Origin of the sequence: Limnobacter humi, from assembly GCF_024518835.1 — a bacterium.
In the GTDB taxonomy this organism is placed as follows: Bacteria; Pseudomonadota; Gammaproteobacteria; order Burkholderiales; family Burkholderiaceae_B; genus Limnobacter; species Limnobacter humi.
In genome coordinates this window covers 405,876-421,385 of sequence record NZ_JANIGO010000001.1, presented here as the reverse complement: position 1 = coordinate 421,385, position 15,510 = coordinate 405,876, and the positions used below count along the sequence as shown (strand labels likewise).

General features: G+C 58.3%; 15 protein-coding genes. 13 read left to right on the top strand and 2 right to left on the bottom strand.

Annotated features, from left to right (window positions below):
* Position 1 precedes the first annotated feature (1 nt).
* The 9 genes from mdcE to NQT62_RS01955 all read left to right on the top strand — a co-directional run bounded on the left by mdcE (position 2) and on the right by NQT62_RS01955 (position 8,872).
* Positions 2–712: a biotin-independent malonate decarboxylase subunit gamma gene (gene mdcE / locus NQT62_RS01995; RefSeq protein ID WP_256762881.1), complete on the top strand. Its 711-nt coding sequence runs from the start codon at positions 2–4 to the stop codon at positions 710–712.
* Positions 693–1,403: a malonate decarboxylase holo-[acyl-carrier-protein] synthase gene (gene mdcG, locus NQT62_RS01990; protein ID WP_256762880.1), complete on the top strand. Its 711-nt coding sequence runs from the start codon at positions 693–695 to the stop codon at positions 1,401–1,403. The genes mdcE and mdcG overlap by 20 nt, the downstream gene beginning before the upstream one ends.
* A complete protein-coding gene (locus NQT62_RS01985) occupies positions 1,394–2,254 on the top strand; it encodes a triphosphoribosyl-dephospho-CoA synthase (RefSeq protein WP_256762879.1) in 861 nt (286 codons plus the stop codon). Before mdcG ends, NQT62_RS01985 begins: the two co-directional genes overlap by 10 nt.
* Complete coding sequence (locus NQT62_RS01980; protein ID WP_256762878.1) at positions 2,251–3,132, top strand: ACP S-malonyltransferase; 882 nt, start codon at positions 2,251–2,253, stop codon at positions 3,130–3,132. Before NQT62_RS01985 ends, NQT62_RS01980 begins: the two co-directional genes overlap by 4 nt.
* Positions 3,133–3,146: 14 nt before the next feature.
* Entirely contained in the window at positions 3,147–4,715 is a 1,569-nt protein-coding gene (locus tag NQT62_RS01975) for a PQQ-dependent sugar dehydrogenase (RefSeq protein ID WP_256762876.1), read from the top strand.
* A 276-nt stretch (positions 4,716–4,991) separates the two neighbouring features.
* The gene (locus NQT62_RS01970; protein WP_256763518.1) at positions 4,992–5,930 is read left to right on the top strand and encodes a tripartite tricarboxylate transporter substrate binding protein BugD; all 939 of its coding nucleotides are present in this window, start codon (positions 4,992–4,994) and stop codon (positions 5,928–5,930) included.
* A gap of 29 nt (positions 5,931–5,959) precedes the next feature.
* Complete coding sequence (locus tag NQT62_RS01965; RefSeq protein WP_256762875.1) at positions 5,960–6,415, top strand: tripartite tricarboxylate transporter TctB family protein; 456 nt, start codon at positions 5,960–5,962, stop codon at positions 6,413–6,415.
* Positions 6,416–7,918: a tripartite tricarboxylate transporter permease gene (locus NQT62_RS01960; RefSeq protein ID WP_256762874.1), complete on the top strand. Its 1,503-nt coding sequence runs from the start codon at positions 6,416–6,418 to the stop codon at positions 7,916–7,918.
* Positions 7,919–8,005: 87 nt separating this feature from the next.
* The gene (locus NQT62_RS01955) at positions 8,006–8,872 is read left to right on the top strand and encodes a GntR family transcriptional regulator (RefSeq protein ID WP_256762873.1); all 867 of its coding nucleotides are present in this window, start codon (positions 8,006–8,008) and stop codon (positions 8,870–8,872) included.
* Positions 8,873–8,878: 6 nt separating this feature from the next.
* Here NQT62_RS01955 and NQT62_RS01950 read toward each other — a convergent pair whose 3' ends face one another.
* Together NQT62_RS01950 and NQT62_RS01945 are read right to left on the bottom strand one after the other, a co-directional pair.
* On the bottom strand, positions 8,879–9,280 hold the full coding sequence (locus tag NQT62_RS01950) for an acyl-CoA thioesterase (RefSeq protein WP_256762872.1): 402 nt from the start codon (positions 9,278–9,280) through the stop codon (positions 8,879–8,881).
* Positions 9,281–9,291: 11 nt separating this feature from the next.
* Positions 9,292–10,107, bottom strand: coding sequence for an SDR family oxidoreductase (locus NQT62_RS01945; protein ID WP_256762871.1), 816 nt, complete (start codon positions 10,105–10,107; stop codon positions 9,292–9,294).
* A gap of 102 nt (positions 10,108–10,209) precedes the next feature.
* Between NQT62_RS01945 and NQT62_RS01940 the strand changes: the two genes are divergently transcribed.
* The 4 genes from NQT62_RS01940 (at position 10,210) to NQT62_RS01925 (ending at position 15,438) form a co-directional block, all read left to right on the top strand.
* Positions 10,210–12,051 (top strand): ABCB family ABC transporter ATP-binding protein/permease, encoded by a 1,842-nt coding sequence (locus tag NQT62_RS01940; RefSeq protein WP_256762870.1) that lies wholly within the window; start codon positions 10,210–10,212, stop codon positions 12,049–12,051.
* A complete protein-coding gene (locus NQT62_RS01935) occupies positions 12,032–12,955 on the top strand; it encodes a LysR substrate-binding domain-containing protein (protein ID WP_256762869.1) in 924 nt (307 codons plus the stop codon). Before NQT62_RS01940 ends, NQT62_RS01935 begins: the two co-directional genes overlap by 20 nt.
* A gap of 114 nt (positions 12,956–13,069) precedes the next feature.
* Positions 13,070–14,488, top strand: a complete 1,419-nt coding sequence (aspA, locus tag NQT62_RS01930) for an aspartate ammonia-lyase (protein WP_256762868.1) — start codon at positions 13,070–13,072, stop codon at positions 14,486–14,488.
* A 53-nt stretch (positions 14,489–14,541) separates the two neighbouring features.
* A complete protein-coding gene (locus NQT62_RS01925) occupies positions 14,542–15,438 on the top strand; it encodes an amino acid ABC transporter substrate-binding protein (protein WP_256762867.1) in 897 nt (298 codons plus the stop codon).
* The last annotated feature ends 72 nt before the right edge of the window (positions 15,439–15,510 follow it).

Genomic DNA, 15,510 nt, shown 5'->3' with positions numbered 1-15,510 from the left:
CATGCAATGGACCGATTTGACGCAAGCCCTGTTTGGCACGCAGCACAGCGTAACCCAGCAAGGTGATTTTTTAAGCGGTGAAGGCCGGTGCAACGGCCAAGCCTGGACGGTGGTGGGAAGCACCAACCATGCCCCGATTGGTGTGGAGCTGGCACTGGCCCAAGCCCGTGTGGTGCTGGACACCATTCGCCAAAAACCTGGCCAGCCCATTTTGCTTTTGATTGACACCCAGGGGCAGCAATTGCGCCACCGGGACGAAGTACTGGGCATTAACCGCGCCATGGCGCACCTGGGCTGCTGCATCGACTTCGCACGCCGCCAGGGCCATGTTGTATTGGGTTTGGTTTACGACCAGGCTTTGTCCGGCGGCTTCATTACCTCGGGCCTGATTGCCGATGCATGTCATGCTTTGCCAGAGGCTGAAATCCGTGTGATGCGCATTCCAGCCATGTCGCGGGTCACCAAAATTTCAGAGGACCGCTTGTTGGAGCTCTCCAAGGATAATCCCGTGTTTGCACCCGGTGTGAACAACTATGTGCGCATGGGTGGGGTTCAGTCTTTGTGGACCGGCGACCTTCAGGCCTGTCTGAGTGCTGCTTTTCAGTCGGCCTTGAACAGCAATCGCCAAGAGGACCCTCGACCCATGCTGGGCAAGGAACGGGGTGGACGAACCAAAGCGCACGACATTGCTCATGCTGTGGCAGGGGCGTAACAAGGCATTGTTCCAACGGACTGCAGCCTTGGCTGCAGTGCCGTTTCACCGTCAACAATTGGTCAGGATACATCCTGAACAATGGTTGGTTTGGGCTCGACAGGCTGCGCAGCCGGCACTGCGCAGCCTGCTCGATCACTGGGCTGACAACGACTTCCCCTTGATCGTGGGGCGACAATCCACCGATGAGCGCCCACTGCAGGTGCTTCGCTTGGGCTTGCCCGCGCCGGCGCGCTTTCACCACCGGAAGGAAAGCCTGTATGCCCCGGTTGCGCAACTGGTTTCTGGTGAACCTTTGCCAGCGTTGGACACCTTGGCAGCCAGTCTGGCCGATGCGCCGCTGTTGCGGCTATCCAAAGGTTTGCACCACCTGGATGCGCCGGCCCAGGTGTATGGCAGCCTGGCCTGGGAATTGATCACCGGTGAGGCCTATCGCAAACCCGATTCTGACCTGGATATCCTCATTCACGTGGAGGACATCGCCCACGCCGACCAGGTGGTCGATTTGCTGGAAGACGAACAGGACCACTTGCCCTTCAGGCTGGATGGTGAACTGGAATTTCCCGGACATTTACAGATGGCCTGGCGTGAGTGGAAAGCCCTGCGTGAAGGCCGCACCGAGCGCATTTTGGTGAAATCGCTCACCCGCTGTGAATTACTGCCGCTGGAGGAGCTGATGTCATGGGCTTGAACCATTTGCCCAACACCCGGGCTCAAGTGTTGAGCCCCGAAAACCTGGCAGCCAGTGCCAGCGTCGCCTTGTATCGGGAATTGGCCTTGTATCCCAAGCCTGGCTTGGTGTCCTTCCGGGACAACGGCAGCCACCGCGACATGACCGCGCACACTTTTTTGCGCAGCATCCATGCCCTGCGGCCGTATTTTGCCGACATGGTCACCCTGGGGGCCCAACTGGCCACTTTTCGAACACTTCAAGACCGGGGTATTCAGGCGGAAGTCGACATGCTGAAGGCCACTGGGGGCATCAACACCCACCGCGGTGCCATTTTCATGCTGGGCTTGTTGTGTGCCAGTGCCGGTTTGCTTCAGGCCCGTGCCATGCGCTTGTCTGCCGAAAACCTTCGCGACTGTTTGCAGATGGCCTGGGGCGATGAGCTTGAGCAAAAATCCCGCCAGGTGCGCAACACCCGGGGTTACTTGCTTGGTCGGCAGCATGGTCTGCGCAGTGCTGCGGAAGAGGCAGCCAGGGGATTTCCCTGCATTTTTGAGGTGGGGTTGCCCGCCCTGCGCGCGGCACAGCAATACCACCTTCACCCGGATGAACAGCAACGCAGGCTGTTTTTGGCCTTGCTCAGCCACATCGACGATACAAATCTGGTCAACCGGGGCGGCATGGCGGGTCTGCAATTTGCCCGGGAAGCTGCTTGCATGGCCTTGCAGGATCTTCAGCCGGGCGCATCGGTTGAGCCTGTGTTGGCGGTGCTGCACACGGCCTTTGTGCAACGCAATTTATCGCCCGGTGGGTGTGCAGACGCATTGGCCGCCACACTGTGGGTGGATACGGTGTGCGGAGCACAGCCATGACATTTGCCGTGGTGTTTTCCGGGCAGGGCATGCAAAGCGCCAGCATGCTGCGCTGGCTACCCGAGGATGTGTTGTCCACCCATTGGCGGAATACCGAGGCTCACAGCCCTGCACTGTTCAGCAATGCGGTGGCTCAACCACTGCTGGTGCGTGTGGGTTTGCAAGCCTGGAACTTGTTGAAACCGCAGTGCCCCGAGCCCTTGGCCTACGCGGGTTACAGCGTGGGTGAGCTTAGTGCTTTTGTGGCAGCGGGTGCCTTGTCGCAGGCCGACGCCTTGCGCCTGGTTCCTCAACGCGCCGCTTGTATGGATGCGGCTGGCGAACAGCACCCCGGTGGCCTCTTGGCCATCAGCCATTACAGCGACGCGGTGTTGGCCGAGCTTCAAACCCGTTATGCAGTGGAACTCTCCATACGCACGGGGGTGGACACCGCCCTGTTGGGCGCGCCCCGTTCGCAATTGGCAGCATTGGCCGATGTATTGCAAAGCCGGGGCATGACAGCACGCCCGTTGGCGGTGTCGGTGGCCTCCCACACCACCCTGATGGAACCCGCCCGCCAGGCTTTTGAACGGGTGCTGAGCACGGTGGCCTTTCAAGCGCCGAACACCGTCCTGTTTTGCAATGCGGACGGCACCACGGTTCGCACCCCCGAGCGTGCCCGTTGGGCGCTGGCCCATCAGCTGAGCCACACGGTGCAGTGGCTGGACTGCATGCAGGGCCTGTACGAACGGGGAGTGCGTTGCTTGCTGGAAATCGGTCCCTGTAAAGGTTTGTCCACCATGTGGCAGCAAAATTTCGAGGGTGTTCATGCCCGTTCCGTCGATGAGTTCAGTCAGCAGTCCGCCATCATCGATTGGGTGCACCGACACGCAGAATAGGATTTGGTGCTAGCATGCAACAGCGCTTTTCCCCGCTGTTTGGAGACCTCCGCATGTTGTACCGCTCAGCCGCTGTTCGTTCCACTGTCTGTTCATTGCTGACTACCCTGGGTTTATGGGCTGCCGCAGGCCCTGTGCAGGCGCAGGTGAAGGCCCCCACCAGCAACACCCTGCCCACGCTCACGCCCTACGCAGTAACCACCGTGGCCGACAATCTTGAGAACCCTTGGTCGCTGGCTGTTCTGCCCGATGGCCGGCAGCTGGTGACCGAACGCCCGGGGCGTTTGCGCATCATGAATGCACAAGGGCAATTGCAAACACCACCCGTGACTGGGTTGCCCCCTGTGCTGGTGGCTGGCCAGGGCGGCTTGTTCGATGTGGTTCCCGCCCCCGATTTTTCCAAAACCCAACAACTGTTCATCAGTTACGCCTGTGGCACGCGCCAGGCCAACCACACCTGCCTGGCCAGCGCCCGTTTGCAAGGCAGCGCATTGACCGGAGTCAAAGAGGTGTTTCGCAGTCAGCCTGCCAAATCGGGTGGTGCGCACTTTGGCGGGCGGGTGGCGTTTTTGCCCGACGGCACCTTGGTGATGACCTTGGGCGATGGTTACGATTACCGCGACAAAGCCCAGGACTTGACCACCCATTTTGGCAAAACCGTGCGCCTGAATCGCGATGGTGGTGTGCCGCCTGACAATCCGTTTGTCAACAGAACCGATGCCCGGCCCGAGATTTACACTTGGGGCCACCGCAATGTGCAGGGCCTGGTCTGGGACCCGGCGAGCAAGCGCCTGTTGGCCCATGAACATGGTGCACGGGGTGGCGACGAACTCAATCTACTCAAGCCTGGGGCGAATTATGGCTGGCCACTGGCCACCCATGGTGTTGACTACAGTGGTGCCATCATCAGCCCCAACACAGCGGTGGACGGCACCGAACAACCCCAGGTGTACTGGAACCCGTCGATTGCCCCCTCGGGCATTGCGGTTTACGCCGGCAACTTGTTTCCCACTTGGCAGGGCAGCGTATTGGTGGGCGCATTGTCGCACCGCATGGTTCAGCGCATTCAATGGCGCAACGGGCAGCCTGTCGTGGTGGAAGGCTTGTTTCGTGAACTCAACGAACGCATTCGTGATGTGAAAACCGGACCCGATGGCGCGGTGTACCTGCTCACTGACCAACCACAGGGGCGCATTTTAAAAGTAACGCCCCCATTGGCCAAAACCGCATTGCCCGAAGGCCACCCGCTGGTGGGCGCGTGGCGCATTGATGTGCCAGGTACCACCTGCTATGAAATCTACAACATGCGGGCCGACGGCACCTTGCAGGTGATCAGCGGGGCGCAGCAGGCCGATGCCGAGTTTTCATTGGCAAAAAAGCCAGAAGGTGAAGGCTTTTACAAATGGACCAACAAAATCACCGACCACAACCAGCAGCCCGATTGCATGGGAACAGTGATGCAAACCGGGCATGAGGCGACGTTTTACATCACCTTTCACAGCACGGGTGACCAGTTTCTGATGTGCGAACGGGCCGACCTGACGGCCTGCTTTGGCCCTTTTGTGCGCCAGCCGGCGATCTGACGACCTCCAACCCGGGGCCGCAATGTTGCGAAGTGTTACTTCGGCATGTTTTGGCTTGTATTGCGGATTTACAGCGTGTTTTACTTTATGGAAAACGAGCATTGTGAACGCTCGGGTGTCTGAAGATACTGATGCACCGGCGCGTTGTTGGCATGAATGCTGACTGCGTTGCCAAACAATAAATAAAAAACACATTCAAAGCAGTACCAAAGGAGGCTTACCGTGAAAACTTCGTTCAAGGCCCTGGTTGCGGCCGCAACCATTGGCGTCTTCAGCATGGGCGCATTCAGCACAGCTCACGCCAACGACCCCTACCCGAGCAAACCCATTACCATGCTGGTGCCCTTCGCCGCAGGCGGACCCACCGACACGGTGGCGCGTTTGCTGGGCCAGTCCATGTCCAAAGACCTGGGGCAGCAGGTGATTGTTGAAAACGTGGGCGGCGCAGGTGGCACGCTCGGCGCAGGTCGCGCAGCCAAATCGCCCAACGATGGCTACACCATATTCCTTCACCACATTGGTCATTCCACCGCACCGTCGCTGTACCGCAAGCTGAGCTACAAGCCGGTGGACGATTTCGAATTCATTGGCCTGGTGACCGATGTGCCCATGACCATCGTTGCACGGGGCGACTTCCCGGCCAAAAACATGCAGGAATTTTTGGCGTATGTGAAAGCCAACAAAGACAAAGTGACCTACGCCAACGCAGGCATTGGCTCTGCCTCCCACCTGTGTGGCATGCTCTTCATGACCGCCATCCAGACGGACCTGACCACGGTTCCCTACAAAGGCACCGGCCCCGCCATGAACGACCTGCTGGGCGGCCAAGTGGACTTCATGTGCGACCAAACCACCAACACCACCAGCCAGATCAAGGGCGGAAAAATCAAGGCCTATGCCGTGACCACCAAAACCAAGGTGCCGTCACTGCCCGACCTGCCAACGCTGGACAAGTCTGGACTGCCTGGTTTTGAAGTGGCGGTGTGGCATGGCTTGTATGCCCCCAAAGGCACGCCCAAGCTCGTCATTGATCGCCTGGTGAAGTCGCTGCAACTGGCACTGAAAGACCCCGTGGTGATTGCCCGCATGGCCGACCTGGGCACTGAACCAGTGGACCCCAAGCGCGCCACACCCGAGGCGTTGAAAAAGCACCTCGAGTCTGAAATTGCTCGCTGGTCGCCCATCATCGCCAAGGCCGGTCAGTACGCCGACTAAACCGCATCAGCCCTTACCGGAATACACACATGCCCAAAAATCTTCGGGATTTCTGGTCGGGGCTGCTGTACCTGTTGGTGGGTGCGGCAGCCGTTTGGCTGGGTGACGAGTACCCCATGGGCACGGCGGTGCGCATGGGCCCTGGCTACTTTCCCATCGTGTTGGGTTACCTGCTGGCGGGCATCGGCCTGCTGTGCATCCTGCGCGCTTTTGTGCAAGCGGGCGACCCGCTTGAAGGCTTTGCCTGGACCAAGCTGGCCTGGGTCACGGTCGCCGTGACAGCCTTCGGTCTTATTGTGCAAGGTGCAGGCCTGGCCGCAGCCGTGGCGGTGGTGGTGGTGCTGTCTGCCTTGGCCAGCCGGCATTTCAGCTGGAAGTGGAGTGTGGGTATTGCATTGGGTTCCGCGGTGTTCTGTGCACTGGTGTTCGTTAAAGGGTTGGGCATTCCCATGCCCATCATTGGCACCTGGCTGGGGGGCGCGTAAATGGAATTGCTCAACAACCTCAGCATTGGTCTGGAAGCGGCATTCACACTGTCCAACTTGGCGTATTGCCTGGCTGGTGTGTTTTTGGGCACGCTCATTGGTGTGCTGCCCGGCTTGGGGCCGGTGGCCACCATTGCCATGTTGTTGCCCATGACATTCACGCTGCCGCCAGTGTCGGCCCTCATCATGCTGGCCGGCATTTACTACGGTGCGCAGTATGGTGGGTCCACCACAGCCATTCTGGTCAATTTACCGGGCGAGTCCTCGTCGGTGGTCACTGCGCTGGATGGTTACCAAATGGCACGGCAAGGCAAGGCGGGCAAAGCGCTGGCCACGGCAGCCATCGGCTCGTTTGTGGCGGGTACTTTCGCCACACTGCTGCTGGCCCTGTTTGCACCACCCCTGGCTGATCTGGCTTTGAAGTTTGGTCCAGCCGAGTATTTTTCCCTGATGGTGATGGGCCTGGTGGCCTCGGTGGTGTTGGCCCATGGCTCGCTGCTGCAAGCCTTTGGCATGATTGTGCTGGGCCTCTTGCTGGGCATGGTGGGCACCGATGTGAACTCGGGCATGGAGCGTTACACCTTTGACTCGCCCTACATGGCCGAGGGCATTGGTTTTGTGGTGCTGGCCATGGGCATGTTCGGCCTGGGCGAAATCATCAAGAACCTGGAAGAAGAGGCGTTGCGCAGTTCGTCCATTACCAAGGTGAGCGGCCTCATGCCCACCCGGAAAGACCTGAAGCGCATTTTCTGGCCGATTGTGCGAGGCACTGGTTTGGGGTCGGTGTTGGGCATTCTGCCCGGCGGTGGTGCCATGCTGGCCTCCTTTGCGGCGTATTCCATCGAAAAGAAGGTGAGCCCCAACGCACACGAGTTTGGCAAGGGCGCCATTGAAGGTGTGGCGGCACCCGAGTCAGCCAACAACGCCGGTGCGCAAACATCCTTCATTCCCTTGCTCACACTGGGCATTCCATCCAACCCGGTGATGGCCCTCATGGTGGGTGCCATGATCATCCAGGGCATCACGCCCGGCCCATCGGTCATGGTGGAACAGCCCCAACTGTTTTGGGGCATTATCGTGTCGATGTGGATCGGCAACCTGTTCCTCATCGTGCTGAACCTGCCGCTCATCGGCATGTGGGTGAAGATGATCACGGTGCCGTATCACCACCTGTTCCCCGTCATCCTCGTGTTTTGTTGCATCGGGGTGTTTAGCCTCAACAACCGGGTGTTCGATGTTTACCTCATGGCGGGTTTTGGTGTCTTGGGTTATATCTTCACCAAATTGCGCTGTGAGCCTGCCCCCATGTTGCTGGGCTTCATTCTCGGCCCCATGATGGAAGAATACCTGCGCCGTGCCTTGTTGCTGTCACGGGGTGATTTCTCGGTCTTGGTGACCCGGCCCATCAGCGCCACCATGCTGGCCATTGCGGCAGTGGCGTTGGTGGTGGTGTTGGCACCGTCCGTGCGCGCCAAGCGGGAGGAGGCGTTCCAGGAGGACTGAGTCGGTCCGGCGGGTTGGCACCGTGTATTGTTTTGAAATGTGTTGTATTATCTACATGAGTAGTTCTAGCAGCACATGGATGCATTCATGGAATTTGCCCCCGCCCTTGATCCGGCCCAGGCCGGTGATTCCAAGCTCGATCCCAATCAGGTCGTTCCGCTATACCACCAGATTTACCTCATTCTGCGCGAGCAGATCATTGAAGGTCATTACGACACCAAGCCGCTTCCGGGCGAGTTGGTGCTGGCCGAGCAGTTCAACGTGTCCCGCGTGACCATGCGCCGCGCCTTGCAGGATTTGGTCAAGGAAGGCCTGGTGGCGCGTGGTCGTGGCAAAGGCACCTTCGTGAAGCCCCGTTCTGAAGCCCGCAGCCATTCCCTGGGGCAGAGTCAGTTGCTCAGTGCCTCGGCCATGCGCCTGCAGGCCAGTGGCGACTCGTCCGACCTCCAACTCATCACCTCCAAACGCATTATTCCCCCGCCCGACATTGCCACGCTGCTGCACCTGCCCAGCGACGCGATTGTCGAGAAGCTCATTCGCATTCGCGAGTTGAATGGTCAGCCGGTGGCTCACCTCACGAGCTTCATTCCGCAGGATTTGTCCGGCCGCCTGTGCCGCCGCCGTTTGCGGGAGTTTCCGATTTTGGTTTTGCTGGAAGAAGCCGGTGTAAAAGTCGCCAAAGCCCGTCAAACCATCTCCGCCCGCCTGGCTGATGCGTCGGTGGCTTATGCGCTGGGTGTGCCGGTGGGCGCACCACTGCTGGCCATTTCACGCGTGGCGTATGACGAAACAGGCCGCCCGGTGCAGGTGCTGAAAGGCCTGTACCGCCCCGACCGGTACGACTACCGCATTGAGTTGTCGCGCAAGCAGGTCAAAGGCCAAAGCTCATGGCAGCATGTCAACGAGGTGGAGTTTGCGTTCGAAATGCACCAGCAGGACATCACCCACTTTTAAGCGGGTTTACTTCAAGGGCTCCACCGGGCGCGGGTTGCGGTGTTCATCCACGGCCACATAGGTAATGTAAGCCTCGGTCACTTTGGCCACATTGTCGGGCTGCAGCCTGCGCTGCGCATACACTTCCACCCGCACTCGCATTGAGGTGCGGCCCACCTTGTCCACATCCGCATAAAAGCTGCACAGGTCGCCCACAAACACGGGTTCCTTGAAAATGAACTCGTTCACGGCCACGGTGACCACGCGCCCTTTGGCATGGGCCACCGCTGGCACTGAACCCGCCAAGTCGACCTGCGACATGATCCAGCCGCCAAACACGTCACCCGCAGCATTCGAATCTTTGGGCATTGGAATCACGCGGATGGTGGGTTCCCGGTCGACAGGCAGCATGGGCGTTATTTGGTTCATGGGGATGTCCTTCAAGTTTTTGGTCCGCCGTGGTTTTCGTCCAGGGCATTTTTGGCCATTTGGTCAATCATTTGTGGAAAAAAGGGCTTCAGCTTCAGGCCCAGCCGGGCTTTGCTGGTCATCACCCATTCCCGCTTGCGGTCTTCCATGGCTTGCACCATTTCATCCACGCATTCATCCACGGTCATGGCACCTGCCTCAGTCAAGCCCGAAATGCCCGCCCGCTGCCCCTCGGCATTCAATCCATTTCGGCGAATGTCGGTGTCCACCACACCCGGGAAAATGCCACACACATCCACGCCGGTGTCCATCAGTTCGATGCGCAGCGCTTCCATGAACCCGCTCATGGCAAATTTGCTGGTGCAATAGGTGGTGCGTGCAGGCACACCGGTTTTCCCCGCCAGGCTGGAAACACCCACAATCAAACCGTCGCGCACCTTGAGGTGGGGCAGGGCCTTGTGGGTAATCCAGATCATGCTCATCACATTGGTGCGGAACAGTTTTTCGTACGTGCTCAAGTCGGCGATGTCGTCAAACCAGGCGTGCATCGAAATGCCGGCATTGTTCACCACAATGTCGATGACACCGAACATCTTGATGGTTTCTTCCACCAGTGCCTCACATTGGGCCTGATCGCTCACATCACAAGCCACCGGGTGGGCGCGACCACCATGGGCGTTGATGTAAGCTGCTACCTCTTTCAGTTTTTCCAGGCGACGGGCTGCAATCACCACGGTGTTGCCTGGCCCCAGCCGCTTGGCCAGTGCTTCGCCAATGCCCTCGGATGCCCCGGTGATGATGATGACCTTGTCGTTGATCCAGCTCATGTGTGTTGTCCCCTGTGGTGGTGTTTCGCCCCGAACACTGCCAAGGCCCTGGCCGGTGGTAGCATGGGGTGATGTTTGTTTTTCTTGCTGAAGAAGTATCGCATGCGCCGACACGCCGCGGGTGACCCCGCCCCCACAGCCCGCCCCCGCAAACGCACCGATTGGGGCACCGTTCAACAGCTTTGGCCCTACATGTGGGCTTACAAATGGCGGGTGGTGTTGGCCATTGCCTGTTTGGTCGGGGCCAAGGTGGCCAACGTGGGTGTGCCGCTGGTGCTCAAAAAACTGATTGATGGCCTAACCCCGCTGCTCAATAGCCAGGCTGCATTGGCCGCCGCTGCCATGCCGGTTGCGCTGTTGCTGGCTTATGGTGCACTACGGCTGTCCACCACCGTGTTCACGGAATTGCGTGAATTGCTGTTTGCCCGCGTCACGCAAAATGCAGTGCGGGCCATTGCCATTCAGGTGTTTGACTACCTGCATGCGCTCAGCCTGCGCTTTCATTTGAACCGCCAAACTGGCGGCGTGACGCGCGACATTGAACGCGGATCCCGCGCCATTTCCAGTTTGGTGAGCTACACGCTCTACAGCATTTTGCCCACCCTGATCGAAATCGTCTTGGTGGTGGGTTATCTCTTTCTGAATTACGAAATCTGGTTCTCGGTGATCACCGCCACGGCGTTGGTGTTGTACATCGTGTTCACCGTCAAAATCACCGAGTGGCGCCTGCAGTTTCGCCGCAACATGAATGAGCTCGACTCCAAAGCCAATGTGCGCGCAGTGGACTCGCTCATCAATTACGAGACCGTGAAGTACTTTGGCAACGAACGCTTTGAAAGCGACCGCTACAACAAGTCCATGACCGCCTGGCAAGAGGCCGCCATTGCGTCGCAGAAGTCGCTCTCATTGCTCAACACCGGGCAAAGCGCCATCATTGCGCTGGCTGTGACTGCCGTGCTGTGGCGTGCAACCGTGGGTGTACTCAACGGCAGCATGACCCTGGGCGACCTGGTGCTGGTCAACGCCTTCATGATTCAGCTTTACATTCCACTGAACTTTCTGGGGGTGATCTACCGCGAAATCAAACAGTCGCTGGCTGACATTGAACGCATGTTTGGATTGCTGGATGAACACCAGGAAGTGCAGGACAAGCCCGGCGCTCCCGAATTGGCGGTGCAGGGCGGGGCCATCGAATTCCGCAATGTCAGCTTTGCTTACGACGAGCGGCGCGTGGTCATCAAGGATTTGAGTTTCAATGTGCCTGCCGGGCAAACCGTGGCGGTGGTGGGCCACAGCGGTGCCGGCAAATCCACGCTGTCACGCTTGCTGTATCGTTTCTACGAAGTCAGTGATGGTGATATCCGCATTGACGGCCAAGACATTCGCGAGGTTCAGCAGGTGAGCCTGCGCAAAAGCATCGGTATTGTTCCGCAAGACACCGTGCTTTTCAACGACACCATTGCCTACAACATTGCCTATGGACGGCCCGGTGCCACACAGTCCGATGTCGAACGCGCTGCCAAAGCGGCGCACATTCACCATTTCATTGAAACACTGCCCGATGGTTACCAAACCCCGGTGGGCGAGCGCGGGCTGAAATTGTCGGGTGGTGAAAAACAGCGGGTGGCCATTGCCCGCACCATTTTGAAAAACCCGGCCATCCTGATTTTTGATGAGGCCACCTCGGCACTGGACTCCCACTCGGAGCAGGCCATTCAGCAGGAGTTGCGGGAACTCTCGCGCAACCGGACCACACTGATCATTGCGCACCGTTTGTCGACCATTGTGCATGCCGATCAAATCCTTGTGATGAGCCAGGGTGAGTTGATTGAGCGTGGCAGCCACCAAGAACTGCTTGACAAAGGGGGTGCGTACGCCCGAATGTGGGCGACTCAACAGCACCAGCAGCTGGAATTGTCCGACGATGGAAACCAAATGGCTTGAAGACTTTATCACCCTGGCGCAGACCAAGAATTTTTCCAAGGCTGCCAACCTGCGCTGCGTCACCCAGCCTGCTTTTTCGCGGCGTATTCAGGCCCTGGAGGGCTGGTTGGGCTGCGAGCTGATTGACCGCGGCGCCTACCCCACGCGGCTGAGTGCCCAAGGCGAAGTGTTTTACGAACAGGCCCTGGTCATGCTGGAGCAAATTCGCCAGGCACGCACCGTGGTGCGGGGTGGTGCAGCCCAAAACCGCAAACAGGTGCGCTTGGTGGTGCCGCACACCTTGGCCTGCAGCAAGGTGCCCCACTGGGTGCAAACCCTGCAGCACCGCATGGCCGACCAGGTGCGCGACCTGAGCTTTCAACTGACCGCCAGCAATGTGCACGATGCCGTACTGCACTTCACCGATGGGGCTTGCGATTTTTTGGCCTGTTACCACCACAGCCGCGAACCGATTGAACTCGACCCCGCACGGTATGAATACAAGGTGCTGGGCACTGAACCTTTCATGCCCTTTTCAAAAGCAGGCTCATCCGGTGAGCCTGTATTTGCACTCAACCACCTGGCCCCCTTGCCAGTGCCCGTGCTGAGTTATTCCCGCCATGCGTATTTGTCTCGCATGGTGGACATTGCCTTGGCAGCCGGGCCAGTATTTTTGCAGCAATCGGTGTTCGAAACCGACATGTCGGAAAGCTTGAAGGCCATGTGCGAGGAGGGCGTGGGCGTGGCCTGGTTGCCGGGCAGTGTGGTGGGGCAGAGCGCAAGGCTGGCCCCCATGGATGGACCTTACCGCACCGAGATGGAAATCCGCCTGTACCGCCGCAATCCGAAAAACCGCGACGCCGGTGTGGCACAGGACCACCTGGATTTGGTGTGGCACCTGTGGCCGGATTCCCATTCGGGTTAACCCGGATATGGTCATTCCCATGCAAAAAGTGCATGATCTAATACGCAATATGAATTGGTCACTTCCGTTCTGCGCGTTTAGCATGGCCCGAATTTCAATTCAGGTGAGGTTGACGTGGCGAAAGCAGGTTCTGATGTCCGCATCGAAAAAGACCTTTTGGGCGAGAAGAAGATTCCCGCAGACGCCTATTGGGGCGTTCACACCAGCCGAGCGCTCGACAATTATCAAATCACTGGTTTTGCCCTGAGCAACGCGCCGGAATTGGTGAATGCACTGGCGGCCGTCAAATGGGCCTGTGCCCGGGCCAATGCCGATCTGGATGTGTTGCCGAGCCACCTGGCCGATGCCATCGTGAAGGCCTGCAAGGAAATTCGCCAAGGCAAGCTGCACGACCAGTTTGTGGTTGACGTGATTCAAGGCGGTGCCGGTACCTCCACCAACATGAATGCCAATGAAGTGATTGCCAACCGCGCCATTGAAATCCTGGGTGGTCAGAAGGGCGATTACAAACTGCTGCACCCCATTGAGCATGTGAACGCATCTCAAAGTACCAACGATGTGTACCCCACCGCGGTCAAGCTCGGCTTGATTACTGCCCTGGCCAGCCTGCTGGATGCCATGGAAGAATTGCGGGATGCCTTTGGCGAAAAAGCCTTTGAATTCCGCAAAATCCTGAAAATTGGCCGCACCCAGTTGCAAGATGCGGTGCCCATGACCCTGGGCCAGGAGTTCTCCACCTTCTCGACCATGCTGACCGAGGACATCGCCCGCGTGAAGGAGGCCACCAGCCTGATTCAGGAAATCAACCTGGGGGCAACGGCCATTGGCACAGGCATCAACACCGACCCGGAATATGCGGCGCGGGCTCGCCACTACCTCGAAGAAATTACCCAGTTGGGCCTGATCACTGCCGAGAACCTGGTGGAAGCCACGCAGGACACCGGCGCTTTTGTGCAGTTGTCCGGCGTGCTCAAGCGTGTGGCCGTGAAACTGTCCAAGACCTGTAATGACTTGCGCTTGCTGTCCTCCGGGCCACAGGCTGGTTTGAATGAAATCAACTTGCCACCCCGGGCCGCGGGTTCGTCCATCATGCCGGGCAAGGTCAACCCGGTAATTCCTGAAGTGGTCAACCAGGTGGCTTTCGAAGTGATTGGAAACGACATCACGGTGACCATGGCCTCCGAGGCTGGGCAACTGCAGTTGAACGCATTTGAACCCATCATTGCCTGGAGCCTGTTCAAGAGCATTCACCACTTGACCGCAGCCTGCCGCACCCTCACCAAGAATTGCGTATTAGGGATTTCCGCAAATGAGTCGCTTTTGCGTGCGCGGGTGGAGGAATCGGCCAGTCTGGCAACATCCCTAAACCCTTACATAGGCTATGATCAAGCTTCTGAGATCGCAAAAACTGCTTTGAAAACAGGCCGAAAAGTGGCTGATCTGGTGCTTGAAAAGGGTTTGCTGTCCGAGCAGCAGTTAACAGAAATACTCAGGCCCGAGGTGCTCACGCAACCCCGGAGAATAAAACTGTAGTCCATCCCGTGGGGTGCTTGCACCCTGTGTGTTATTTCAATCTAGGAGCAAAAATGAAGAGGAATATTCTTGCAGCCGCGCTGGCCCTGGCCTGCGCAACCGCTATTCAGCCTGCTGTGGCCCAAGACACGGGTACCCTGAAAAAAATCGCAGAAACCAAAACGCTGACCATTGGCTATCGCGAATCCTCCGTACCCTTTTCCTACCTGGACAACAATCAGAAGCCCATTGGTTATTCCATGGACCTCTGCTGGAAAGTGGTGGATGCAGTCAAGGCCAAGATGAAGATGCCCGACCTGAAGGTTGAACTGCAACCCGTGACTTCAGCCAACCGCATTCCGCTGCTGCAAAATGGCACCATCGACATGGAATGTGGCTCCACCACCAACTCGGTGAAGCGCCAGGAACAAGTGGCGTTTGGCAACACCACCTTCGTGACCAACGTGAAAGTGGTGGTCAAGAAGAGCAGCGGCATTAAGTCGCTGGCAGACCTGGATGGCCAGCCCATCGCCACCACCTCGGGCACCACCTCGGTGCAGCTGATCAAGCAGCACGAGAAAGGCGCCAACATCAACTTCAAGGAAATCTACGGCAAAGACCATGCTGAAAGCTTCCTGCTGGTGGCCAACGACCGCGCCAAAGCCTTCGTGATGGACGACATTCTGATTGCCGGTTTGGTGGCCAACAGCCCCAACCCCGGTGAATTCATGTTCCTTCCGGAAGTGCTGCGCACGGAGCCTTACGGCATCATGCTGCGCAAGGACGACGCACCGTTCAAGGCCGTGGTGGATACAACCCTCAACGGCTTGATGAAGTCTGGCGAGGTGAACAAGCTCTACACCAAGTGGTTCCAGTCCACCATTCCGCCCAAGAACGTTAACCTGAACTTCCCGATGTCGCCTGAACTGAAAGCGGCCATCGCGAACCCCAACGACAAGGGCGTGGAATAAGCGTTCGGCAAGTAACAAGGCCGGCTGCGTTTCGGTGAAGCGCGGGCCGGCCTTTTTGATATCGACTGACCG

Excerpts from the sequence above, each read along its gene's own strand:
- mdcE (WP_256762881.1), top strand. The coding sequence starts at position 2 with ATGCAATGGACCGATTTGACGCAAGCCCTGTTTGGCACGCAGCACAGC.
- mdcG (WP_256762880.1), top strand. The coding sequence starts at position 693 with ATGCTGTGGCAGGGGCGTAACAAGGCATTGTTCCAACGGACTGCAGCC.
- NQT62_RS01985 (WP_256762879.1), top strand. The coding sequence starts at position 1,394 with ATGGGCTTGAACCATTTGCCCAACACCCGGGCTCAAGTGTTGAGCCCC.
- NQT62_RS01980 (WP_256762878.1), top strand. The coding sequence starts at position 2,251 with ATGACATTTGCCGTGGTGTTTTCCGGGCAGGGCATGCAAAGCGCCAGC.
- NQT62_RS01975 (WP_256762876.1), top strand. The coding sequence starts at position 3,147 with ATGCAACAGCGCTTTTCCCCGCTGTTTGGAGACCTCCGCATGTTGTAC.
- NQT62_RS01970 (WP_256763518.1), top strand. The coding sequence starts at position 4,992 with ATGGGCGCATTCAGCACAGCTCACGCCAACGACCCCTACCCGAGCAAA.
- NQT62_RS01965 (WP_256762875.1), top strand. The coding sequence starts at position 5,960 with ATGCCCAAAAATCTTCGGGATTTCTGGTCGGGGCTGCTGTACCTGTTG.
- NQT62_RS01960 (WP_256762874.1), top strand. The coding sequence starts at position 6,416 with ATGGAATTGCTCAACAACCTCAGCATTGGTCTGGAAGCGGCATTCACA.
- NQT62_RS01955 (WP_256762873.1), top strand. The coding sequence starts at position 8,006 with ATGGAATTTGCCCCCGCCCTTGATCCGGCCCAGGCCGGTGATTCCAAG.
- NQT62_RS01950 (WP_256762872.1), bottom strand. The coding sequence starts at position 9,280 with ATGAACCAAATAACGCCCATGCTGCCTGTCGACCGGGAACCCACCATC.
- NQT62_RS01945 (WP_256762871.1), bottom strand. The coding sequence starts at position 10,107 with ATGAGCTGGATCAACGACAAGGTCATCATCATCACCGGGGCATCCGAG.
- NQT62_RS01940 (WP_256762870.1), top strand. The coding sequence starts at position 10,210 with ATGCGCCGACACGCCGCGGGTGACCCCGCCCCCACAGCCCGCCCCCGC.
- NQT62_RS01935 (WP_256762869.1), top strand. The coding sequence starts at position 12,032 with ATGGAAACCAAATGGCTTGAAGACTTTATCACCCTGGCGCAGACCAAG.
- NQT62_RS01925 (WP_256762867.1), top strand. The coding sequence starts at position 14,542 with ATGAAGAGGAATATTCTTGCAGCCGCGCTGGCCCTGGCCTGCGCAACC.